Annotated in this window: 17 protein-coding genes and 4 pseudogenes; 5 read left to right on the forward strand and 16 right to left on the reverse strand. The window is 71.8% G+C overall.

Annotation, left to right across the window (positions count from 1 at the left end; all coding sequences use genetic code 11):
- Positions 1-827, forward strand: an 827-nt coding sequence (locus BQ9890_RS09255) for a phosphoenolpyruvate--protein phosphotransferase (RefSeq protein ID WP_143226431.1), incomplete at its 5' end; no start/stop codon positions are given.
- Positions 828-1,027: 200 nt separating this feature from the next.
- Here the strand turns inward: BQ9890_RS09255 and BQ9890_RS09260 are convergent.
- From BQ9890_RS09260 to BQ9890_RS09285, 6 genes and pseudogenes are all read right to left on the reverse strand, one after another.
- On the reverse strand, positions 1,028-1,396 hold the full coding sequence (locus BQ9890_RS09260) for a sterol carrier family protein (protein WP_075892978.1): 369 nt from the start codon (positions 1,394-1,396) through the stop codon (positions 1,028-1,030).
- 171 nt (positions 1,397-1,567) lie between these two features.
- Positions 1,568-2,962 carry an NAD(P)-binding protein gene (locus BQ9890_RS16305; protein ID WP_075891043.1) on the reverse strand — a complete coding sequence of 465 codons (1,395 nt, stop codon included), beginning with the start codon at positions 2,960-2,962 and terminating at the stop codon, positions 1,568-1,570.
- Between the two features lie 85 nt (positions 2,963-3,047).
- Positions 3,048-3,599 carry an NADPH-dependent FMN reductase gene (locus tag BQ9890_RS09270; RefSeq protein WP_075891045.1) on the reverse strand — a complete coding sequence of 184 codons (552 nt, stop codon included), beginning with the start codon at positions 3,597-3,599 and terminating at the stop codon, positions 3,048-3,050.
- Positions 3,600-3,932: 333 nt separating this feature from the next.
- Entirely contained in the window at positions 3,933-6,305 is a 2,373-nt protein-coding gene (purL, locus tag BQ9890_RS09275; RefSeq protein WP_075891047.1) for a phosphoribosylformylglycinamidine synthase subunit PurL, read from the reverse strand.
- Between the two features lie 353 nt (positions 6,306-6,658).
- Positions 6,659-7,099 (reverse strand): annotated as a pseudogene (locus tag BQ9890_RS09280) (phosphoribosylformylglycinamidine synthase subunit PurQ); the annotation flags it as partial.
- A gap of 7 nt (positions 7,100-7,106) precedes the next feature.
- Positions 7,107-8,228: an NADH:flavin oxidoreductase/NADH oxidase gene (locus BQ9890_RS09285; RefSeq protein WP_075891039.1), complete on the reverse strand. Its 1,122-nt coding sequence runs from the start codon at positions 8,226-8,228 to the stop codon at positions 7,107-7,109.
- A gap of 111 nt (positions 8,229-8,339) precedes the next feature.
- On the opposite strand from BQ9890_RS09285, the gene BQ9890_RS09290 reads away from it, so the two are divergent.
- Complete coding sequence (locus BQ9890_RS09290; protein WP_075891049.1) at positions 8,340-9,662, forward strand: DUF4921 family protein; 1,323 nt, start codon at positions 8,340-8,342, stop codon at positions 9,660-9,662.
- Positions 9,663-9,688: 26 nt separating this feature from the next.
- Here the strand turns inward: BQ9890_RS09290 and BQ9890_RS09295 are convergent, their stop codons facing one another.
- A complete protein-coding gene (locus BQ9890_RS09295; protein WP_143226292.1) occupies positions 9,689-10,834 on the reverse strand; it encodes a substrate-binding domain-containing protein in 1,146 nt (381 codons plus the stop codon).
- A gap of 142 nt (positions 10,835-10,976) precedes the next feature.
- Between BQ9890_RS09295 and BQ9890_RS09300 the strand changes: the two genes are divergently transcribed.
- Positions 10,977-11,228, forward strand: a complete 252-nt coding sequence (locus BQ9890_RS09300) for a DUF4235 domain-containing protein (protein WP_075891051.1) — start codon at positions 10,977-10,979, stop codon at positions 11,226-11,228.
- 37 nt (positions 11,229-11,265) lie between these two features.
- Here BQ9890_RS09300 and BQ9890_RS09305 read toward each other — a convergent pair whose 3' ends face one another.
- The 4 genes from BQ9890_RS09305 to BQ9890_RS09320 all read right to left on the reverse strand — a co-directional run bounded on the left by BQ9890_RS09305 (position 11,266) and on the right by BQ9890_RS09320 (position 15,491).
- Positions 11,266-11,523, reverse strand: a complete 258-nt coding sequence (locus BQ9890_RS09305; protein WP_075892982.1) for an HPr family phosphocarrier protein — start codon at positions 11,521-11,523, stop codon at positions 11,266-11,268.
- A 129-nt stretch (positions 11,524-11,652) separates the two neighbouring features.
- Complete coding sequence (locus BQ9890_RS09310; protein ID WP_075891053.1) at positions 11,653-13,722, reverse strand: PTS fructose transporter subunit IIABC; 2,070 nt, start codon at positions 13,720-13,722, stop codon at positions 11,653-11,655.
- Between the two features lie 57 nt (positions 13,723-13,779).
- Complete coding sequence (locus tag BQ9890_RS09315; RefSeq protein ID WP_075891055.1) at positions 13,780-14,736, reverse strand: 1-phosphofructokinase family hexose kinase; 957 nt, start codon at positions 14,734-14,736, stop codon at positions 13,780-13,782.
- Positions 14,733-15,491 carry a DeoR/GlpR family DNA-binding transcription regulator gene (locus BQ9890_RS09320; protein WP_075891057.1) on the reverse strand — a complete coding sequence of 253 codons (759 nt, stop codon included), beginning with the start codon at positions 15,489-15,491 and terminating at the stop codon, positions 14,733-14,735. Before BQ9890_RS09320 ends, BQ9890_RS09315 begins: the two co-directional genes overlap by 4 nt.
- 214 nt (positions 15,492-15,705) lie before the next feature.
- Between BQ9890_RS09320 and BQ9890_RS14870 the strand changes: the two are divergent.
- A pseudogene (locus BQ9890_RS14870) lies at positions 15,706-16,740 on the forward strand (PEP-utilizing enzyme); the annotation flags it as partial.
- Between the two features lie 93 nt (positions 16,741-16,833).
- On the opposite strand, the pseudogene purQ reads toward BQ9890_RS14870, so the two are convergent.
- The 5 genes and pseudogenes from purQ to BQ9890_RS09360 all read right to left on the reverse strand — a co-directional run.
- Positions 16,834-17,463: pseudogene (purQ, locus tag BQ9890_RS09340) on the reverse strand (phosphoribosylformylglycinamidine synthase subunit PurQ); the annotation flags it as partial.
- Positions 17,460-17,738: a phosphoribosylformylglycinamidine synthase subunit PurS gene (locus BQ9890_RS09345; protein WP_075892984.1), complete on the reverse strand. Its 279-nt coding sequence runs from the start codon at positions 17,736-17,738 to the stop codon at positions 17,460-17,462. The gene BQ9890_RS09345 and the pseudogene purQ, both read right to left, overlap by 4 nt.
- Before the next feature lie 35 nt (positions 17,739-17,773).
- Positions 17,774-18,682, reverse strand: a complete 909-nt coding sequence (locus tag BQ9890_RS09350) for a phosphoribosylaminoimidazolesuccinocarboxamide synthase (RefSeq protein WP_078062351.1) — start codon at positions 18,680-18,682, stop codon at positions 17,774-17,776.
- A gap of 28 nt (positions 18,683-18,710) precedes the next feature.
- The gene (gene purD, locus BQ9890_RS09355; RefSeq protein ID WP_075891061.1) at positions 18,711-19,988 is read right to left on the reverse strand and encodes a phosphoribosylamine--glycine ligase; all 1,278 of its coding nucleotides are present in this window, start codon (positions 19,986-19,988) and stop codon (positions 18,711-18,713) included.
- Between the two features lie 202 nt (positions 19,989-20,190).
- Positions 20,191-21,369: a hypothetical protein gene (locus tag BQ9890_RS09360; protein WP_075891063.1), complete on the reverse strand. Its 1,179-nt coding sequence runs from the start codon at positions 21,367-21,369 to the stop codon at positions 20,191-20,193.
- A 378-nt stretch (positions 21,370-21,747) separates the two neighbouring features.
- Here BQ9890_RS09360 and BQ9890_RS15900 point away from each other — a divergent pair.
- Positions 21,748-22,057 (forward strand): annotated as a pseudogene (locus tag BQ9890_RS15900) (hypothetical protein); the annotation flags it as partial.

Below are 22,057 nucleotides of genomic sequence, written 5' to 3' on the forward strand. Positions count from 1 at the left end.
AGGCCGAGGGTGTGGGGCTGTTCCGCACGGAACTGCTCTTCCTCAACACCCCGGTCGAGCCCTCGGTGGACTCCCAGGCCGAGTCCTACGAGCCGGTGTTCGCCGCCTTCCCCTCCTCGAAGGTCGTCGTGCGCACGCTCGACGCGGGCTCCGACAAGCCCGTCCCCTTCGCGACCCTCTCGGAGGAGTTCAACCCGGCGCTGGGCGTGCGCGGCATCCGCACCACCGGCCACAACGAGAAGCTCCTCATCCACCAGCTCGACGCGATCGCCGAGGCGGCGAAGCTCCAGCCCGGCACGGATGTGTGGGTCATGGCCCCGATGGTCTCCACCATCCCCGAGGCCGAGTGGTTCAGCGGACTCGTCCGCGAGCGCGGCCTGAAGGCCGGGATCATGATCGAGGTGCCCTCCGCGGTGATCCTCATCGACCAGTTCCTCGAGGTCGTCGACTTCGTGTCGATCGGCACGAACGACCTGACCCAGTACACGATGGCCGCGGACCGCATGTCCCCCCACCTGGCGGAGTACACGGACCCGTGGCAGCCCGCGGTGCTGGCACTGATCGCCCGCACCGCCGAGGAGGGCAAGGTGCAGCACAAGCCCGTGGGCGTGTGCGGCGAGGCCGCGGCCGACCCGCTGCTGGCCTGCGTGCTCACGGGCATGGGCATCACGAGCCTGTCGATGGCCACCAACGCCATCCCGCCCGTGGGTGCCGAACTCTCCCAGGTGACCCTGGCCCAGTGCCGGGCCGCTGCCGAAGCGGTGAAGGGCTCCCGCGACGCGAAGGACGCCCGCGACCGGGCCCGCACGGCCCTCGGACTCATCTGACCGGGGCACGCCTCCCCACAGTGGGGAGGCGTGCCTCCTCACACCGTCGGGGCGCGCTCCCCTGGGTGGGGGCTCCCGGGGACTGCCGTTTCGGTCAGACGTGGGTGTCCGGCTCCGGCGACCGGAACCGCGCACCCCAGGCGTGGGGAGGCAGTCCTCTGCGGGCGCCGACGGACGCGGGGACGGTCGGCGACGCCGCCTCAGGGCCGGGTGAACACCGGGAGGTAGGGCGCCAGGTCGGTCCGCTCCCCGGATGCCTGGACACGTCCCTCCGTCTCGGCCTGTTCCCAGTGGACGTCCCCACTGACGAGGGCGAGCCACGTCTGCATGTCCGTCTCCACCACGGCAGGGGGGGTCCCCCGCCGGTGCACCGTCCCCGGGAGGATCTGGACCGCGCCCGCGGGCGGGACACGCACCTCGACGGAGCGTCCCGGGTGCAGTTCACCGAGTTCCTCCAGGCTGAAGCGGACGGCCGTCAACACCGTGCGTCGCGGCACCGCCGCGGGATCGGCCTGCCAGGCCCGCAGTGCTTCCATGCCGTCCCGGGGATCCACACGTCTTCTGGGCACCCACCCATCGTAGGTCGCAGCGCTCCCGGGTCCCCCCGTGAGGACCACTCCCGGAGGCGCCCGTCCGCCCCTCTCGGCCCTCCGGGGCCCCTGGGGCCCCGGAGGGGTCGGCCGCGGACAGTCGGTCGGCACCGCCCTCGTGGGCCCACGGCGCCCACCGGTCCTGAGGGGTCAGGAGCGCGCTCCCCGGCGGGAGCTGCCCGTCAGGCGGGAGAGCGCCACGCGGGCGGCCTCGCGGCCCGCACGCGTCGCGCCGAGCGTGGAGGCGCTGGAGCCGTAACCGACCAGCAGCACCCGGGGATCCCTGGCCACCGACACCCGGCCGTCCATGTGGATGCCGCGGGAGCCGGGTTCCCTCAGCCGCAGGGGTGAGAGGTGTCCCGTGGCCGCACGGAAGCCGGTGTTCCAGAAGATCACGTCCACGTCGACCCAGGTGGGACCGGTGAAGGGCCGCCACGAGTCCGGTTCGACCAGACCGGCACCGGTCGGGGTGGCGGGGCCCAGTCCGGCCGGGTCCTGTGACGTGGCGGCCGGTGAGAAGCGCACGCCGCGGGGCCCGATCCGGTCGAACATCCCCCGGCTGACCAGGACCCCCTCCGCGATGCCGCGCAGGTAGGCGGGCTCGCGCGGGATGCCCGTCGTGCGCACCACCGAGGCCGGCGGCTCGCCCGTGGCCGTGAGCCGGTCGACCGCGCGCTCGACCTCGGCGCCCCAGACCTGGTCGAAGCTGACGTCGGTGAAGTTGGGGGGACGCCGGGTGGCCCAGACGGTGTCGGCCACCGGTGCGAGTTCAAGGAGGAACTGCACGGCCGAGAGTCCTCCCCCGACGACGACCACCGACATCCCGGCGAAGTCCTGCGCGCTCCCGTAGTCGACCGTGTGGAGCTGGCGCCCCCGGAAGTCCGGGGCACCGGGGACCCAGGGGATGTAGGGGATGTAGGGGCGTGACCAGGTGCCCGTCGCGGAGATGACCATCCGCGACAGCAGGTGACGACGCCCCCCTCCGGCCTCGACGTGGAGGGAGAGCAGTGTGTCACGTGGCACCGGGGCGCGGTCCTCCTCGTCGGCGAGGCCTTCGGTGACCGGTGCACGCGCCCCGTCGCCCGCCCCGGGTGCGTCGGGACCGGCGGAGGCGGCGGGGTCGCCCTCGTCGATGTCCGGCTGCCCGCGCCGGGCGGTGCCTCCGAGGAGGGCGGGTGCGGCGAGGTCCGTCGACGTCACGGAGAGGACCGTCGCGGGGCGGAGGACGCCCAGGGCGAACCGCTCCTCGTAGCGACGGTGGTAGTCGGCGACGACCTGCGAGGCGGGCACCGCGGGGTCCACCGTTCCCATCGGCATGCCCGGCAGGCTGGCGATGGTGTGGGCACGGCCCAGGGTCAGGGAGTCCCACCGTTCGCGCCAGGCGCCCCCTGGCCCCTCACCCGCATCGAGGACCAGGAAGTCCTCGCCCGGGACCAGACCACGTCCCACCAGGTCGTGCGCGGTGGCGAGCCCGGCCTGGCCCGCGCCGATGACGACCACCTGCCACACGTGGCTGTCGTCAGGCGTCCTGTGTGGGGTCGTCATGTCACGCCTCCCGTGTGTGGGCCGGGTGGGTCGGGCTCCGGCCGGACCGTGGTCGTCGTCCCCGGTCGCGCGCAGTCCCGCCGGTTCAGGCCAGCACGGCCCCGATGTGGTCGGCGAAGGCACGCATCGCGGTGGCGAGGAAGTCCTGGGTGCCCTCGCGGGTCGCGCGCCCCTCGTCGTCGAACTGCTGCTTGCTGATCTGGACGTAGAGCTCGGGCTGGCCGAGCAGGCGGACGTCGAGGTGGGTCAGCACGGAGCGGAGCTGGGCCTGGGCGACGGCCGTCCCCACGCCACCCGGCGTCGCGCCGGCCATCATGGCCGGCTTGCCGGACAGCGCACTCGTCCCCTTGGGACGGGAGAGCCATTCGAGGGAGTTCTTGAGCACGGCCGGGATGCTCCTGTTGTACTCGGGGGTGACGAAGAGGAGCGCGTCGGCTTCCTCGACGACCTGCTTCAGCCGGACACCGATCTCCGGGTAGTCCGCGTCGAACTCGGGGCGGTAGAAGGGCAGGTCCGCGATCTCGGCCTCGATGAACTCCAACGACTCCGGGGCGGCGAGCTGCAGGGCACGGGCGAGGCGCCGGTTGAGCGAGTCCTGCGAGGCCGATCCGACGACGACGGCGACTGAGTGGGTCATGATGTCCTTCCGGAGACGAAGACTGTTGCGGTATCAACAACCATCATCGTCCGTGGGCACGAGAGCCCGCGCCCCGAGAGCCTGTGGGACCCCGCACAACACGCACAGGAGTTCCCCCCGCTCAGGAGTCCCTCCTCCCCCGCGCGCCCTCCCCGCGGCGAAGTCCGCTCAGTTCTCACACCGAAGTCCGCTCAGTTCTCACACCGAAGTCCGCTCTGTTCTCACACCGAAGTCCGCTCCCCTCTCGTCCTGTCCCCGAACAGAGCGGACCTCAACCTCCGAACAGAGCGGACCTCGACCCCTGAACGGAGCGGACTTCGCGCAGGGGGAGGGTCAGAAGCGGTCGCGCAGGGCGGCTTCCGAGAAGTCCCCCAACTCCTCCAGGTCGACGATCCATCCCGCGCCGTTGCCCAGGTCGCCGAGCAGGTCGGCCCCGGTCACGGCCAGCATGTCGCCACCGGTCGTCCCGATGCGCGCCACCGGCACGCCCTCGGCCTCGGCCGCGGCGAAGACCGCGGGCACCGCACCCTCGGGGACGGCCAACAGCGCACGGGCCTGGGACTCCGAGAGCAGCATCTCCAGGTCCCCCACCCCGTCACGGGTGGCAGCCTGGGTGACGTCGAAGGACCCACCGACTCCGAAGCGGAGGCTCGCGTCCACCAGCGCCTGGACCAGGCCCCCGTTGGAGAGGTCGTGGGCCGCGCGCACGAGTGGCCTGCCGTCGGGACCGTCGGCCTCGGTGAGTGCCCTCACCACGTTGCCCAGGGCGACCTCCGCCCCCAAGTCCACGCGCGGCGGCAGACCGCCGAGGTGGCCGTGGACGATGCGGGCCCAGGCGGAGCCGTCCATCTCGTCGCGGGTCTCCCCCAGCAGCAGGACGGCCAGGCCCTCCTCGGTCCACCCCGAGGGGTTCGCCCGCGTGACGTCGTCGAGGATGCCGAGCATGCCGACCACCGGTGTCGGGTTGATCGAGGAGTCGGGCTGTCCCTTCTCCGTGCCCGAGGAGTTGTAGAGGGACACGTTGCCGCCGGTGACCGGCACCCCCAGCTCGACGCAGCCGTCGGACAGACCGGTCATCGCGGTGACCAGCTGCCACATGGCGTCCGCGTCCTCCGGGTTGCCGAAGTTCAGGCAGTCGGTGATGGCGACCGGGCGGGCCCCCACCACGGCGACATTGCGGTAGGCCTCCGCCAGGGCCTGGCGCGCGCCCTCGTAGGGGTCCAGCTTGGTGAACCAGCCATTGGCGTCGGTGGCCAGGGCGACACCCAGGCCGGTCCCCTCGTCGACGCGGACCACGCCCGCGTCATCGGGCTGGGCGAGGGCCGTGTTGCCCTGGACGTACCGGTCGTACTGGTCGGTCACCCACGCCTTGGAGGCCTGGTTGACGTCCCCGAGGACCTCGCGCAGGACGCCCTCGAGTTCGGCGGCATCCGCCGGGCGGGGCAGACGGGCACTCGTGTCCGCCTGCAGGGCGTCCTGCCAGGAGGGACGCGCGTAGGGACGGTCGTACACGGGCCCCTCGTTCGCGACGGTCTTGGGATCCACGTCCACGATGCGGCTGCCGAAGTGGTCGATGGTGAGACGCCCGTCCCCGGTCAGTGTCCCGATGACGGAGGCCTCCACGTCCCAGCGGTCGATGACGGAGAAGAACTCCTCGCGGTCCTCGGGGTGCACGATCGCCATCATGCGTTCCTGGGACTCCGACATGAGGATCTCGCCGGCGGTCAGGGTCGGGTCACGCAGGAGCACGTTCTCCAGGTCCACGTGCATCCCGGAGTCGCCGTTGGAGGCCAACTCGGAGGTCGCGCAGGAGATGCCGGCGGCCCCCAGGTCCTGGATCCCCTGGACAACACCGGCCCGGAACAGGTCCAGGCAGCACTCGATGAGGACCTTCTCCATGAAGGGGTCACCCACCTGGACGCTGGGACGTTTGGTGGGCATGCCGTCCTCGAAGGTCTCCGAGGCCAGGATCGAGGCACCCCCGATGCCGTCGCCGCCCGTGCGCGCCCCGAAGAGGACCACCAGGTTGCCCTCACCCGTGGCGTTGGCCAGGTGGATGTCCTCGTGGCGCAGGGTCCCCAGGCACAGTGCGTTGACCAGGGGGTTGCCCTGGTAGGAGGGGTCGAACTCGGTCTCGCCACCGATGTTGGGCAGGCCCAGGCAGTTCCCGTACCCGCCGACCCCGGCCACCACGCCGTGCACCACACGCGAGGTGTCGGGGTGGTCGATGGCCCCGAAGCGCAGCTGGTCCATGACGGCCACGGGGCGCGCGCCCATGGAGATGATGTCGCGCACGATGCCACCCACACCTGTGGCCGCACCCTGGTAGGGCTCCACGAAGGAGGGGTGGTTGTGGGACTCGACCTTGAAGGTCACCGCCCAGCCCTGACCGACGTCGACCACACCGGCGTTCTGCCCCATGCCGACCAGCAGGTGCTCACGCATGGCGTCGGTGGTCTTGGCGCCGAACTGCTCGACGAGGTGCTTCTTGGAGGACTTGTAGGAGCAGTGCTCGGACCACATCACCGAGTACATGGCAAGTTCGGCGTTGGTGGGGCGGCGCCCCAGGATCTCGCGGATGCGCGCGTACTCGTCCGCCTTGAGCCCGAGCTCCGCCCAGGGCATGTCCTGCTCGGAGGTGGCGGCCGCGTCCTCGACGGTGTCGGGAAGCTCGCGCGGGGTGAGGGGGGTGACCTCTGCGGTCATGGCATGCTCCATCGGTTCGTGTCGGGGGTGGGCGGAGTGATCGGAATGGTGATCGTTCGGGGGCGTCGACGAGGGCGCGGCGGGGTCGTCGATTCACGCGTTGAATGACTTGTCAACAGCCGCCGTCCACAGGGGTGTGGACGGTGACGGCATGTCGCTCCACAGCTGTGGACAACGTGGTGGACAGATGTGCACACGACCTGCACGACACGCTCGGACCGATCAGTGCGGTGATCGGATCGACCCGGTGCCGCCACCGCGGGCACGGCGACGCACCCGGCGGGAGCGGGACCGCGTCCCCGCCGGGTGCCTGCCAGCGGCGTGCGCGGCATTCGTGCAGGTGCCGGCATGTTTCAGCCGACCAGTGAGTGCAGGACCGAGGTGAAGATGCCCAGGCCGTCGGTGCCGCCGTGGGCGGACCACCCGTCCTCGTCGTCACCGGCGAGGGGGCCGAAACCCGCCTCCACGGCGTGCTCGGGGTGGGGCATCAGGCCCACCACGTTGCCGGCGGCGTTCGTGATTCCGGCGATGTCATGGGCGGAACCGTTGGGGTTGACGTCGACGTAGCGGAAGACGACGCGTCCCTCGTCCTCCAGGCGGTGGACGGTGTCGGGGGTGGCCTGGAAGGAACCCTCGCCGTTCTTCAGGGGGATGGTGATCTCGGTGCCGGCCTCCAGCGAGGTGGTCCAGGCGGTGCCGGCGTTCTCCACGCGCAGGACCTGGTCACGGCAGATGAACTTCTGGTGGTCGTTGCGGATCAGCGCCCCCTCCAGGAGGTGGGACTCGCACAGGACCNCGCTCTCAGCGAGCAGTGCCCCGCCGCAGTTGCTCGGGCCATCCCTGCTCCACCCGGAGTCGACCGCGCCAGACCCGGGGTGCCATCGGATCGGTGAGCATCACCCGTCCGATCTCGACCACGTCCGCCCGGCCGTCGGCCAGGATCTGCTCGGCCTGCTCCGGCGCCAGGACGAGTCCGCAGGCTGCGACCGGCACAGTCCTGCCGCCTCCCCCGCCCAGCACGTCACGCACCGCGGAAGCGGCGAAGACCTGGTAGCCCGGCCCGCCAGCGATGCGGGCGTCGTGGACGTTCCCGCCGGTGGACACGTTGACCATGTCCACCCCGTCCTCGACCAGGAGCGGCGCCAGGCGCAGCGTGTCCTCCAGGGTCCACCCCGCCCGGCCGTCGGCGGGGTACTCCTGGGTCCAGTCAGTCGCCGAGACACGCACCAGCAGGGCGGCATCACCGATGGCAGCACGGATCGCGCGCACGACCTCACGCGCCAGACGCGTGCGGCCCCCGAAGTCCCCACCCCACCGGTCCGTCCGGTGGTTGGAGGCCGGGGAGAGGAACTGGTGGATCAGGTAGCCGTGGGCCGCGTGGACCTGCACCCCGTCGAAGCCAGCCTCCACCGCGCGACGAGCTGCCTGTGCGAACGCCTCGACCACGCCGAGGACGTCCTCGTCGGTGAGTTCGCGGGGCACCGGCCATCCCGGCGCGAAGGGAATGGGCGAGGGTGCGACCACCTGCCAGCCCCCCTCCTCGGCACCTGCGTGCCCCTCCAGCCAGCCCGCGCGGGCGCTGCCCTTGCGCCCGGCATGGTTGAGCTGGATGAACGCCGCCGCACCGCCGGCGTGGATGAGGCGCGCGAGCTCGCCGAAGGCGGGGATGCGGGCATCCTCGTGGAAGCACAGGCAGTTGACCGAGATCCGTCCCTCGGGCACCACTGCGGTCGCCTCGACGATGACGGCACCCACCCCACCCAGGGCGCGGGTGCCGTAGTGAAGACGGTGCCAGTCCCCCGGCATCCCCATCCCGGCACCGACCGGTGCTGCGGAGTACTGGCACATGGGAGGCATCCAGAGGCGGCTGGGGACCTCCAGGCCTCCGACGAGGACGGGTTCGAAGAGTCTGGCTCGCGACATGCCCCGATCCTATGACCCGACCGCATGACCCCGCCCCGACCGACCCCGCAACGGCCCGACCCTGCACCCCGCGCGAGGAGTGGTCCGCCTGCGAGGGATACGCTGGAGGACATGGCAAAGGAGCACACCCCCCACCGGGACAATGCGATCGTCCGGCTGGCGGATGGGACGGTCAAGCAGAAGAACCTCCTGACGGGGACCGAGGTGTGGACCGTCCCCGGACGGGGTCACCGCCCTCTGTCCGTCTCCCGACGGACGCCTGAACCCGTACGCCCGGAGTGCCACGGACTCGAGTGCGCATTCTGCGAGGACCGCTATCTGGAGACCCCCCCGGAGAAGGCGCGCCTGGTGCGCCGCGGGGACGGGACCTGGGAGGAACTGCGCGACCTCCCTGCTGATGAGCTCACCCGCACCGTCGCGGAGTTCCGACGCATCCCGAACCTGTTCGAGATCGTCTCCTACAACTACTGGCACCTCAACCACGACCACTTCCCCTCCGAGGCCGAGCACCGCCGGATGGCGGAGTACCTGGCCTCCGACATGGGCTACGAGCACGTGATGCGCGTGGTGCGTGCGCGCATGCTCGCCGGCGGCATGTCGGAAGGCGAGTTCGAGGCGATGACGGACTCCGCGAAGCTGCAGCAGGCCAATGGCTTCTTCTCCGGCGGCCACGACGTCATCATCGCGCGACGACACTTCGTGGACGGGGCGACCAGCGATGACCAGCTGGCGGGCTCGGGCACCCTGACCCCGGAGGAGCACTACCGCTACACCGACTTCACGGCGCGCGCCATGGCCGACCTCTACGGGCTGGACCCGGCGGTGCGCTACGTCGCCACCTTCCAGAACTGGCTCAAACCTGCCGGAGCCTCCTTCGACCACCTGCACAAGCAACTGGTCGCCATCGACGAGCACTCCGTCCAGACCGAGGCGGAACTCACGCGCCTGCGCTCCGATCCCGACATCTACGACGACATCCTCAAGGTGGCGGCCACCCGCAGGCTGGTGCTCGCCCAGAACGAGCACGCCGTCCTCATGGCCGGCTTCGGGCACCGCTACCCCTCACTCGCCATCTGGCCGCTGCACGCCCCGGCGAACCCCTGGCAGGTGGGCGAGGAGGAGATGCGCGCCATCTCCGACATCCTCCACGCCGCCCACGCCGCGACCGGGGTGGAGGTGCCCTGCAACGAGGAGTGGTACCACCGTCCCCCCGACGTGCACACGCCCATGCGGTGGCGGATCCTGCTCAAGTGGCGCATCTCGACCGTCGCAGGTTTCGAGGGCGGCACCCGCATCTACCTCAACACGATGGACCCGTGGACGGTGTGGAACCGGGTCGTCCCACGCCTGCAGGAGATGCGGGACCTGGGCACGATCGCCCCGATGCGCATCGGCGAGGAGTGCCGGGTGGAGCCGGGCATGCTGCACGACTGAGCTCCCCGGGGGTGGAGGACCCGGCCCTACTCCGAGCCCTGCAGACCCTTCGACCAGGACTGCGCCCGCTCCCGGGCGGCGGCGACCTCGTCCTCGGGCAGGGAGACAGCACCGTCCGTGGGCTGGGCGAACCACCCGATCACGGTCCCCTCGGCGTCCTCCGCGGCCAGGGGCTGGGCCACGCCCGCGGCGGCCAGCTCCCGCTGGGCGCTCGATCCCCTCAGCCATGCCACCAGGGCCTCCGCACCGTCCGCGTTCGCGGGGTCCTGCGTGGGGGCGGAGTAGAGCATGCGCTCCAGGCAGGTGCCCGGGACCGCGACGGACGTCGACTCCGTGCCCGTGTCGGTGAGTGTGGCCGCGGACAGCGACTGTCGCGCCACCAGCAGGGGGCGTCCCCCCTCCACTGCCCCCGACGAGGCGGTCCACAGCTTCAGGAGTCCGTCGTCGGAACCGGCGCGCACACCCCCCGTGGTCAGTGCCGACCACCAGGCATCCACGCCACCGCCCAGTTCGGCCTGGGCCGCCCTCGTGAATGCGCGTCCCTCCACGGAGCCTGCGGGATCGGGGACCAGGAGGAGCTCCGCCCACGTCCCCGACGCCAGCTCGGAGAGCGAGGTCGGCAGGGACTTCCGGTTCGCGGAGAACCACTCCGTGTCGGCCAGGACGCAGACGTCGTCGCGGGCGTAGGCGGTGGCGGCGGGGGCACCCTCCAGTGCGGTGCCCTCCGGAGTCGTGGTGTCCTGGGGGGCCGTGGTGGCGAGCACTCCCCCGGCGGCGGCCTCCAGCGCGTCGCCCGCGTCCAGTCCGAGGAGCACATCGGCCTGCGTCCCCCGGGGGGCCCCCTGGGCGAGCTCATCGGCAGGGACCTCGACCTGGCGGAGCGTGAACCCGGTGGTGGAGCGGAAGTCCCGGGCGGCGGTGTCCGACAGGGCGGACCCCTGTGGGACCACTGCGGTCACGACGCCCCGTCCGTGCCGGGGCTGGGGCGCACCGGAGGTGCCGGCACCCGCCCCGGTGCCGGTGCCACCCGAGGAGGGCGCGCTCGGCACGACCGGTTGCGCGAAGGGGTCGCGGCCGGGATCCGCCAGGGGATCCACCGAGGCCGTGCACCCGCCCAGGAGCGCGACCGTGAGGAACGCGGCGGCGCACCGCATACTGCTGTCACGTCCCACGCGTGCCTCCTCGTCTCGACCCGGACCAGCCTATCGGTGCGGACGGGCGTCCCAGCGACGGCACGCCCCGCCGCGGTGCGGCATGATGGAGGAGGACAGACGGAGTGCGTGCACCCCGGAACGCGACTGAGGGGGAGGACCCATGGACCTCGGATGGAAGCTCGCGAGCGCGGGCGCGATGGCAGGGGCGGCATTCGTGGCGAGCAAGGTCGCCGAGGGCGGTTGGAAGGCCGTCACGGGGCACGACGCCCCCCACGAGGACGATGACGACGTCCAGCTGGTGCAGCTGATCGCATTCGCGGCCGTGTCTGCCGTCCTGGTGGCCGTCGCACAGCGCTACGCGGTGCGCGGTGCCAAGAAATGGTACGGCGCCCGGGAGATCGACCCCAGCTGAGGCCCCTCCCGGACGCCGTGCGCGTCCACCCGATGACTCAGGCGTCGAGGTCGGACTCGATGAGCGTCGCGATCGTGTCCAGGGCTTCCTCGTCCTCGGACTCGACGACGACCTCCTCGCCGTGACCTGCACCCAGGGTCATGATCATCATGACCGAGGAGGCGTCGACGGGCTCCCCACCGGGAACGCTCAGCAGCACCTCGGGCTCCAGCTTCGCTGCTGCCTCGGCGATCAGCGCTGCGGGACGGGCGTGCAGCCCGACCTTGGCTCCGACTTTGACGGTACGTGTGGCCATGGGCCTCTCCTTCTGCTCGGGTCCTGACCACCCACGGGCCAGGAACATCTAGATTCTTGCACCTCTGCACGAGGTCACGGGTGCTCCCGGCCACAATTCCGGGGGCAACCCGCGACCCGGCACATCGGTTCAGGCTGCGACGGTCTCCACGGCAGAGTCACCGGCTGCCTTGCGGGAGCGCGCGGCCTGCTGCTTGAGTGCGGTCACCGCCAGCGCGGACACCAGGACGCCTGCGACGATGGCGACCACGTAGGCCCAGATCGGCTCGATCGCGAAGGCCACGAAGATGCCTCCGTGGGGTGCCTTCGATGTCACACCGAAGGCCATGGACAGTGCGCCCGTCACGGCGCCACCGGCCATCATCGAGGGGATGACCCGCAGCGGGTCCGCGGCCGCGAAGGGGATCGCGCCCTCGGAGATGAAGGCCGCTCCCAACAGCCAGGCCGTGGTGCCGTTCTCGCGCTCGGCCGGGGTGTAGAGCTTGGGTCGCACCGCGGTGGACAGGGCCATCGCCAGCGGCGGCACCATGCCCGAGGCCATGACGGCCGCCATGATCTGCCAGGACGCCTCGGTGCCGGCCGAGAGGCCGGCCGTGGCGAAGAGGTAGGCCGCCTTGTTGACGGGACCACCGAGGTCGAAGCACATCATGAGACCCAGGATGATGCCGAGCAGGATCGCGGAGGTCCCGGTCATGCCGGTCAACGTGTCCTGGAGTCCGGTCATGAGCGCGGCCAGGGGACGTCCCAGGAACAGCAGGATCAACCCGCCGACCACGAAAGTCGTCACCAGAGGGATGATCACCACCGGCATCAGACCGGCCAACCACCGCGGTGGCTTGAGGGAGGAGAGCCACAGGGCCAGCAGGCCCGCCAGGATGCCCGTCACCAGACCACCGATGAAGCCGGCACCGACCAGCACGGAGACCGCGCCACCGATGAAGCCGGGCGCGATGCCGGGGCGCCCGGCCAGCCCGAAGGCGATGTAGCCGGACAGGGCCGCCACCAGGAAGCCCATGCCGAGACCACCCAGGGTGGCCAGGACCGCACCCAGGTAGAGGCGCAGCCCGGCGTACTGGGTGAGGACATCGGCCCCGTTCTGCTGGTACGTCTGGGCGTCGGGGAGGTTCCACAGGGAGAACTTCGTCGCGACGTCGTTGGAGACGAAGGCGACGTCGTAGCCACCGACCAGGAAGCCCAGGGCCATCAGGAGGCCACCGGCGGCGACGAAGGGGATCATGTAGGAGACGCCGGTCATGAGCGCCTGCTGGATGCGCTTGCCCCACCCGACCTGGTGGTGGCCGGAGGCGGGGGTGGAGGCCGAGGACCCACCGGCGCTGGCCGCGCCTGCGACCCGATCGGCGTCGGGGTCGTGGATGGCGGCGACGGCCTCGTCGATCATCTTGGGACCCTCGGAGATGGCGCGCTTGACCCCCGACTCCACCAGCGGCATGCCCGCGAAACGATCGCGGCCGGAGATGTTGACGTCGGCGGCGATGATGATGGCCTGCGCCCGTTTGATGGTGTCGGGGTCGAAGGGGGTGATCCCGCCGGATCCCTGCGTCTCCACGTGCAGCTCGACGCCCTTGTCCTTCGCCGCCTGCTCCAGGCTCTCGGCCGCCATGTAGGTGTGGGCGATGCCCGTGGGGCAGGAGGTGATGGCCAGCAGCACCGGGGCGTCGGGAGTGGCTCCCACGGTCGAGTCCTGGTCGGTGGTTGCCGGGGACCCGGTCGCGGCGGGGGCCGCGGGAGCGGGGTCGACGACCTCGCGGATGAGGGCGGCCGCCTCCTCGGGGGTGGTGGCGGCGCGCAGCGCGGCCACGAAGTCCGCCTTGATGAGCGAGCGGGAGAGCTTGGCCAGCAGCTTCATGTGCTCCGAGCCGGAGCCCTCCGGTGCGGCGATGCCGATGATGAGGTCGGCAGGACCGTCCTTCGAGCCGAAGTCCACGGGCGTGGACAGGCGGATGAGGCCCAGGGCCGCCTCGTGGACCGCGGCGGAACGGCAGTGGGGGATCGCGATCCCCCCGGGCATGCCGGTGGCGAACTGGGCCTCGCGGTCCTCGAACGCCTGTTGGAGTCCGGCCCGGTCGGCGCGGCCGGTGGAGGCGACCAGGTCCGCCATCGCAGCGATGACGGCGTGCTTGTCCCCGGTGACCTCCACCCCCAGCCTGACCAGATCAGGGGTGATGAGTGGTTCGGACATCGTCGTTCCTCTCGTGGTCCGGAGCCTCCTCCGGAATGGTGGTGCGGGTGGTGGTTGTCAGATCTCGGTGACGGTGGAGGCGTCCTCGTGGACGTCCGCCCGTGCGGGGATGGTGGTGCCGGGCAGGGAGACCGCGACCGCCCCGTAGGCGACGGCCAGCGCCAGACGCTCCTGGGGCGAGGCGTCCTGGGACTTCGCGATGAGGTACCCGGCCACGGCCGAGTCCCCGGCACCGACGGTGGAGACCACGGGGGCATCGGGGGAGGGTGCGAACCAGGCGCCCTCGTCGGTGACGAGGACTGCGCCCGCCCCGCCGAGTGTCACCAGGACGTCACCCACACCGGAGTCGTGCAGGTCGCGGGCCGCGTCCCGTACCGCCGACAGGTCGCCGGCGCGCGCCGCGGCCTCCAGCTGCACACCGTCACCGCCGGTGAGCTGACCGAGTTCCTCCGCATTCGGCTTGAGGAAGTCGGGGGCACCCTGCGGTGCGGCGGCGGCCAGTGCGAGCAGCGGGTCGTCGGAGGTGTCGACCCCGACCCATGCGCCCCTGGCCCGCAGGAGCGGGACGAGGCGGGCGTACTCATCGGAGGGGATCCCGGGGGCGAGGGAGCCGGAAAGCATGACGATGTCGCCCTCCGAGACCGCCGAGACGAGGACGTCCTCCATGGCCTCCACCTCCCCGGCGTCCAGGGTGGCGCCGGGTTCGTTGATCTTGGTGGTGAGCCCCGGCTCGGAGAGCACCGTCAGGTTGGTGCGCACCCGACCCGAGGTCGGGGTCTCGCGGTGGGGCAGGCCCAGGCCGTCGAGCAGCCCGACCAGGGGATCCCCCGGGGCGGCCGGGAAGATGGCCAGGACGTCCAGGCCGGCCCGGGCGATGCCCAGGGCGACGTTGATGCCCTTGCCACCCGGCCCGGTGACGTCGGAGGAGATCCGGTGGACCCCTCCGGGGACGAGTTCCCCGGCCAGGGTGACGGTCCGGTCCAGTGACGGGTTGGCGGTGAGTGTGATGATCATGCGCGGACTACCTCAATTCCGTTGTCCTCGAACAGGGGGACATGTGCATCGGACAGGGACGTGTCGGAGACGAGGACATCGATCTCCCCGAGCTCCGCGAAGGTGACCAGTTGGCGTTGTCCCGCCTTGGAGGAGTCGGCCACGACGATGCAGCGGGACGCGGCCCGGACCATCGCCGACTTGGTCGCGGCCTCGTCGGGATCGGGGGTGGTGATCCCGTCGGGTCCCATCCCGTTGCACCCGATGAAGGCGACGTCGGGGTGGATCCTGGACAGGGCTCGGACCGTGTCCACGCCGACGGCGGCATGGGTGAGCCCCCGGACGCTGCCGGGAAGGATCTCGATGTCGACGGTGCCGAGGGCCAGCGCGGCCTCGGCGACGGGCAGGGCATTGGTGACGATCCGCAGGCCGCGGTCCGCGAGGTGGGGCACGAGTTCGATGGTGGTGGAGCCCGCGTCCACGAGGACGGTGGGTTTGGTCCCGCTGGGCAGGAAGGCGCTCGCGGCGAGCGCTATGCGGCGCTTGGCCGCGGTGTTCGTCGACAGACGGGTGGGCAGGTCCGGCTCCTCGTCGCTGCGGCTGGGGATGGCCCCGCCGTGGACGCGCGTGAGCAGTCCCAGGGAGGACAGTGTGTCGAGGTCGCGGCGGATCGTCTCCGTCGCGACGGCGAAACGCTGGGCGAGGGCGGACACCGAGACCCGTCCCTCGTGCTCCACCGTCTGCAGGATCTCCTGCTGGCGCTCCTCTGCGTACATCCGCGTCCACTCCGTCGTCGACCGGGCCCGGTTCCGGACCCGCGGCCGGGGCCCAACCATGGGCTCCGATCGATGGCTCACACCGTACACCACAAACCCACAGGAAGCCACTGTGAGTTCATGTTGCTTCATGTGGGGAACGTCGCACGGAAATGAGATGACGGTCACGTCCCGAGCATCTAGGCTGGGGCCAACTCACCGATGAGGAGTCATCATGACTGACAGCACCGAGCCCACCTCGACGACGACGGTCTACGGGACGCCCGTCGTCCCCGGAGTCGCCTACGCCCCCGCAGCGTGGACACGCCGACCGCCGATGCCCCCCGCCACTGCTCCGGAGCTCCCGGAGGACCAACGGGAGGAGGCGGTCGCCGACTTCGACGCCGCCACCAAGGCGGTGGCCGACGGCCTCTTCAAGCGCGCCTCGGAGGCCGAGGGCCACGTCGCGGAGGTGCTCACCGTCACGGCCTCGCTGGCCACGGACCGCGCCTGGAAGCGGGAGGCGACGGGACGCATCCGCAAGGGCACCCCCGCCGTCCAGGCGACCATGGCGGCCACGGAGAAGTTCATCGTGCTCTTCGAGAAGGCCGGCGGGCTGATGGAGGAGCGCACCACGGACCTGCGCGACGTGCGCGACCGCGTGATCGCCCACCTCCAGGGTGAGCCCGAGCCGGGCATCCCCTTGGTGGACCACCCGGTGGTCCTCCTCGCCGACGACCTCTCCCCCGCCGACACCGCGGGCCTGCGCCCCGAGCTGTACGTGGCCATCGCCACCCAGGTGGGCGGGCCGACCTCGCACACCTCGATCATCGCCCGCCAACTGGGCATCCCCTGCATCGTCGCCGCCCGCGAGCTCGACGAGATCCCGGACGGCGCCCCCGTCCTCGTCGACGCGCACCGCGGCACCCTCACCCTCGGCGTCGACGAGGCCGAGGCCCTGCAGGCCGTGGCCGAGGACGCCGAGCGCCTCAAGGTGATCCGTCAGTGGCACGGGCCCGCCCACACCGCCGACGGCGTCCCGGTCCAGCTCCTGGCCAACGTCCAGGACGGGGCGGGGGCCGCCGCGGCGGCCGAGGGCGAGGCCGAGGGTGTGGGGCTGTTCCGCACGGAACTGCTCTTCCTCAACACCCCGGTCGAGCCCTCGGTGGACTCCCAGGCCGAGTCCTACGAGCCGGTGTTCGCCGCCTTCCCCTCCTCGAAGGTCGTCGTGCGCACGCTCGACGCGGGCTCCGACAAGCCCGTCCCCTTCGCGACCCTCTCGGAGGAGTTCAACCCGGCGCTGGGCGTGCGCGGCATCCGCACCACCGGCCACAACNCCGTGGGCGGACCACCCGTCCTCGTCGTCACCGGCGAGGGGGCCGAAACCCGCCTCCACGGCGTGCTCGGGGTGGGGCATCAGGCCCACCACGTTGCCGGCGGCGTTCGTGATTCCGGCGATGTCATGGGCGGAACCGTTGGGGTTGACGTCGACGTAGCGGAAGACGACGCGTCCCTCGTCCTCCAGGCGGTGGACGGTGTCGGGGGTGGCCTGGAAGGAACCCTCGCCGTTCTTCAGGGGGATGGTGATCTCGGTGCCGGCCTCCAGCGAGGTGGTCCAGGCGGTGCCGGCGTTCTCCACGCGCAGGACCTGGTCACGGCAGATGAACTTCTGGTGGTCGTTGCGGATCAGCGCCCCCTCCAGGAGGTGGGACTCGCACAGGACCTGGAAGCCGTTGCAGATGCCCAGGACCGGCAGTCCACGGCCTGCGGCCTCGACGACGGCCCCCATGACGGGGGCCGTGGCGGCGATGGCCCCACAACGCAGGTAGTCGCCGTAGGAGAAGCCTCCGGGCAGCACCACGGCGTCGACGCCCTGCAGGTCGGCGTCCTTGTGCCACAGGCGCACCGGTTCTCCCCCGGCCACGCGCACGGCGCGCGCGGCGTCGCGGTCGTCCAGGGTCCCGGGGAAGGTCACGACCCCGATGCGCGTCACCGGGCACCCCCGGCCACGTCCTCGTCCGCGGGGATCTCCTCCACGCGCACGACGTCCTCGATGATCGGGTTGGAGAGCACGGCCTCGGCCGCACGCCTGGCCTCCTCGAGCAACTCCGGGGTGACCGGGCCCTCGACGCCCAGGTGGAAGCACTTCCCCTGGCGCACAGAGGTGAAGCCCGTGATCCCCAGGCGCGGCAGTGCCGAGCCGACGGCCTTGCCCTGGGGGTCCAGGATCTCCGGCTTCGGCATCACTTCGACGATGATTCGCCCCACGGCGTCCTCCTTGGTCGGTTCCCGGCGGGTGCCGGTCACAGTTCTGGTTCCGCGCCGGTGAGGCGGCGGAAGGCTTCGATGTAGCGCCCGCGGGTCGCGGCCACGACCTCCTCGGGCAGGGCGGGCGGCTCGACGTCCCCCGCCCGGTCCCACCCAGAGGCAGGCGAGGTCAGCCAGTCGCGCACGTACTGCTTGTCGAAGCTGGGGGTGACCCTCCCCTCGACCCACTCGTCGGCGGGCCAGAAGCGGGACGAGTCGGGGGTGAGCACCTCGTCGCCCAGCACCAGCTCGCCGGTGGCGGGGTCCAGTCCGAACTCGAACTTGGTGTCGGCGATGATGACGCCGCGCTCCGCGGCGATCCCCGCGGCGCGCGAGTACAGGGCGATCGAGAGGTCCCGCAGGCGCTCGGCGAGTTCACGCCCGACCATGTCGGCGACGCGGTCCAGGGACACGTTCTCGTCGTGGCTGCCCAGCTCCGCCTTGGCGGCCGGGGTGAAGACCGGCTCCGGCAACCGGGAGGCCTCGGTGAGGCCCCCGGGCAGTGGCACCCCGCACACCGACCCCGACTCCCGGTACTCCACGATCCCCGAACCGGTGAGGTACCCACGCACGACGCACTCGACGGGGACCATGTCCAGGGCCCGGCAGATCACGGCGCGCCCGCGCACGGGACCCGGCACGTCCAGGGAGAGGACGTGGTTGGGGACCAGGTCCCCCAGCCGCTCCATCCACCACAGTGACAGTTGGTTGAGCACCTTGCCCTTGTCGGGGACCGGCGTGGGCAGGATGTGGTCGTAGGCGCTGATGCGGTCGGTGGTGACCATGAGCAGCCGGTCGGGGTGCTCGACGGCCACACCCGCCCGGGGACCCTCGGGGGCGAGGATGTCGCGGACCTTGCCCGAGGAGAGGTGCACCCAACCCGGGATCTCGGAGGTGGCGGTCATGTGCGGTCCTTTCCGGGTGGGGAGGAGGTCAGGCGAGGAGGTCGTCCGGCCAGGTGGCGATGTCGGTGCGGTGCTGGGAACCGTCGAGGTGGAGGGCGTCGACACCGCGGTAGGCGGCCGCGCGGGCGGCGGGGATGTCGCTCCCGCGCCCCACGACGTCCAGGACCCTGCCACCAGCGCTGACGAGGGCGGGACCCTGGTCCGTGGCGACCAGGCGAGTGCCCGCCTGGATGACGTGGACCCCGGGGAGTGCCTCGGCCTCCGTGATCCCCTCGATGACGCCGCCGGTGCGGGGGTTGTCGGGATAGCCCGGTGCTGCGAGCACGACGGTGACCGCGGCGCCCGGGGACCAGGTCGGTTCGGGCACCGTGTCGAGGGCGCCGGTGGCGGCGGCCAGCAGGAGGTCGGCGAGGGGGGATTCGAGTCGCTCCAGGACCACCTGGGTCTCGGGATCACCGAAGCGCACGTTGAACTCCACGACGCGGATGCCCCGGTGCGTCAGGGCGAGGCCGCAGTAGAGCAGGCCACGGAAGGGGGTGCCGCGGCGCGCCATCTCCGCCAGGGTGGGCACGGCGACGGTGTCGACGACCTCCTGGGTGACGCCTGCGGGCAGCCAGGGCAGGGGGGTGTAGGCGCCCATGCCCCCGGTGTTGGGTCCCTCGTTGCCGTCGCCCAGGCGTTTGAAGTCCTGGGCGGGCACCAGGGGGACGGCGCGTTCCCCGTCGCACACGCAGAACAGGGAGACCTCGGGGCCGTCGAGGAAGTCCTCGATGACCACCGCGCCACCGGGGCGGGAGAGGCAGTGCTCGGCATGGGCGAGGGCGGCCTTCCGGTCCTCGGTGACCACGACTCCCTTGCCGGCTGCCAGGGCGTCGTCCTTGACCACGTGGGGTGCGCCGAGCTCGGTGAGAGCGGCCCCGACCTGGTCCATCGTGTGGCAGGTGAAGGAGCGCGCGGTGGCGACCCCTGCCGCGGCCATGACCTCCTTGGCGAAGCTCTTGGAGGCCTCGAGTTCGGCGGCGGCACGGGATGGACCGAAGCAGGGGATCCCCGCCGCGGTCACGGCATCCGCCACACCGGCCACCAGGGGCGCCTCGGGACCGACGACCACCAGGTCGACACCCTGCGCATGGGCGACACGGGCCACCGCGTCGGGGTCGGTCGCCGTGAACTCCACGGCGCTGCCCAACGCGTCCATGCCGGGGTTGCCGGCCTGGACGACCAGGTCGACGGAATCGGAGGTTCGGACCAGGGCACGGGCCAGTGCGTGTTCACGCCCGCCGGTGCCCACCAGGAGGACCTTCACGGCACCACAGTAACGCCTCCCCGGATCCGACCGGTGTGGCCGCCCGCAACACGGGCGCTCCCGGTGCGGACGGGCGGGCCCGGCCCGGTACTTCGCCGCGGGCCCCGGCGCCGGGTGGGTGCCGTCCACCCCACCCCGGCGTGTGTCGGACCCCACGTCCGCATGACGGTCGGGTCACGACCCCGTGGTCACGGCCGGGGGCTCACCACCCGCCATTGGGCAGACCGGACCGGTTCTGGTCGTAGGAGTTCCCCTGGTCGTTGCGCGACTGCTCCAGCTGACGTTCGAGCTCCTGGCGGCGTCGGCGCTGCTGGTCCGTCTCGTTGCCGAACGGATCCGGGGTCGGTGAGGCGCTGGGCGTGGGCGTCGGGTTCCCGGAGGGGCTCCCGGTGGGGTCCCCGCCCGGTGTCGGCTGCGGTGAGGAGCCGGAGGTGGGCTCTCCCGAGGGCGCTGTGGAGGGTTCGGGGGACGGGTCCCCTGAAGGCTGGGGCGACGGGGACCTTCCCTCGGCACGTTCCCGGGCGTCCCGTGCCTTCCCGTCGAGGCGGTCCTTGGCGTTCTCCGCCTCCTCACCCGGGTCGCCCTGCTGCCCGGTGCCGGTCTGACCGGAGGGATCCGCACTCGGCTCACCCGAGGACCCCTCTCCCGGTTCGGCAGAGGGATCCGCACTCGGTTCCCCCGAGGAGTCCCCACCGGAGGACCCTCCCTCGGAGCCGGAGGGCTCGGGGGAGGCGCCACCGTCCTGTCCGGACTGCGGCTCACCGTCCTCCCCGCCATCCGCACCGGACTGGGGTTCCCCCTGGCCACCACCGTCCGGACCCGACTGGGGCTCACCGTCCTCCCCGCCATCCGAACCCGACTGGGGGTCACCGGACTGGCCGCCCCCGTCCGCACCGGACTGGGGGTCACCGGACTGCGGGTCGCCCGACTGTGGTTGTGAGGTGTCGATGCTGCGGCAGGGGGAGAGCAGCTCCGAGGAGCGTTCGTAGAGGTCCGCCGCCCCCGCCCACTCCAGGTCCGCGGCCTGCGCGTCCCCCTGTCCCTCCAGGCCGAGTGCCAGGTTGGTGCGCACCCGGCACTCGTAGGAGTAGGACTCGATGTAGCCCGGCGCCACCTCGGTGGCACGCGGGACCGTCTCCATGGCGCGCTCCAGGTGGGCCACCCCGACATCGAGGTATCCCTGGACCAGCAGGGTGGAACCGAGGTTGTAGTCCGCCACCCACGCCTCGGGCCCCGAGCGGGTCCAGGTGAGCTGTCCCTCGAACCCGGTGCGGGCCCTGTCGTAGCCCGTGTCCTGGTAGGCGCGCACGGACGCCGCGGACCAGACGTGCAGGCCCGTCAGGAAGGTGGCCGCCAGGGCGAGGACGACCACGACCGGCATCGACCACCACAGTGGCCTCAGTGCGGACCGGGCACGCCTGCGCCGCCCTCGTCCGCCGGGCGTTGCGGCTCCCCCGCGTCCCGGACCGGCGGGAGGGGTGTCCCCCTCCCCACCGGAGGCATCTGCGGGGGGCGCGCCGAAGGGCACCAGCAACTCGTCACCGGGGTCCTGTCCCCGGTCCGCACCCCCGGGGGTGCGGACCGGGGACAGGACCCCGGTGACGAGTTGCTGGTGCCCTTCGGCGCGCCCCCCGCAGATGCCTCCGGTGGGGAGGGGGACACCCCTCCCGCCGGTCCGGGACGCGGGGGAGCCGCAACGCCCGGCGGACGAGGGCGGCGCAGGCGTGCCCGGTCCGCACTGAGGCCACTGTGGTGGTCGATGCCGGTCGTGGTCGTCCTCGCCCTGGCGGCCACCTTCCTGACGGGCCTGCACGTCTGGTCCGCGGCGTCCGTGCGCGCCTACCAGGACACGGGCTACGACAGGGCCCGCACCGGGTTCGAGGGACAGCTCACCTGGACCCGCTCGGGGCCCGAGGCGTGGGTGGCGGACTACAACCTCGGTTCCACCCTGCTGGTCCAGGGATACCTCGATGTCGGGGTGGCCCACCTGGAGCGCGCCATGGAGACGGTCCCGCGTGCCACCGAGGTGGCGCCGGGCTACATCGAGTCCTACTCCTACGAGTGCCGGG

The organism is Actinomyces provencensis (genome assembly GCF_900155435.1).
In the GTDB taxonomy this organism is placed as follows: domain Bacteria; phylum Actinomycetota; class Actinomycetes; order Actinomycetales; family Actinomycetaceae; genus Pauljensenia; species Pauljensenia provencensis.

Excerpts from the sequence above, each read along its gene's own strand:
- BQ9890_RS09285 (WP_075891039.1), bottom strand. The coding sequence starts at position 8,228 with ATGTCGCGAGCCAGACTCTTCGAACCCGTCCTCGTCGGAGGCCTGGAG.
- BQ9890_RS09315 (WP_075891055.1), bottom strand. The coding sequence starts at position 14,736 with ATGATCATCACACTCACCGCCAACCCGTCACTGGACCGGACCGTCACC.
- BQ9890_RS09360 (WP_075891063.1), bottom strand. The coding sequence starts at position 21,369 with ATGCCGGTCGTGGTCGTCCTCGCCCTGGCGGCCACCTTCCTGACGGGC.
- BQ9890_RS09310 (WP_075891053.1), bottom strand. The coding sequence starts at position 13,722 with ATGTCCGAACCACTCATCACCCCTGATCTGGTCAGGCTGGGGGTGGAG.
- BQ9890_RS09290 (WP_075891049.1), top strand. The coding sequence starts at position 8,340 with ATGGCAAAGGAGCACACCCCCCACCGGGACAATGCGATCGTCCGGCTG.
- BQ9890_RS09300 (WP_075891051.1), top strand. The coding sequence starts at position 10,977 with ATGGACCTCGGATGGAAGCTCGCGAGCGCGGGCGCGATGGCAGGGGCG.
- BQ9890_RS09350 (WP_078062351.1), bottom strand. The coding sequence starts at position 18,682 with ATGACCGCCACCTCCGAGATCCCGGGTTGGGTGCACCTCTCCTCGGGC.
- BQ9890_RS09270 (WP_075891045.1), bottom strand. The coding sequence starts at position 3,599 with ATGACCCACTCAGTCGCCGTCGTCGTCGGATCGGCCTCGCAGGACTCG.
- purL (WP_075891047.1), bottom strand. The coding sequence starts at position 6,305 with ATGACCGCAGAGGTCACCCCCCTCACCCCGCGCGAGCTTCCCGACACC.
- BQ9890_RS09320 (WP_075891057.1), bottom strand. The coding sequence starts at position 15,491 with ATGTACGCAGAGGAGCGCCAGCAGGAGATCCTGCAGACGGTGGAGCAC.
- BQ9890_RS09305 (WP_075892982.1), bottom strand. The coding sequence starts at position 11,523 with ATGGCCACACGTACCGTCAAAGTCGGAGCCAAGGTCGGGCTGCACGCC.
- BQ9890_RS16305 (WP_075891043.1), bottom strand. The coding sequence starts at position 2,962 with ATGACGACCCCACACAGGACGCCTGACGACAGCCACGTGTGGCAGGTG.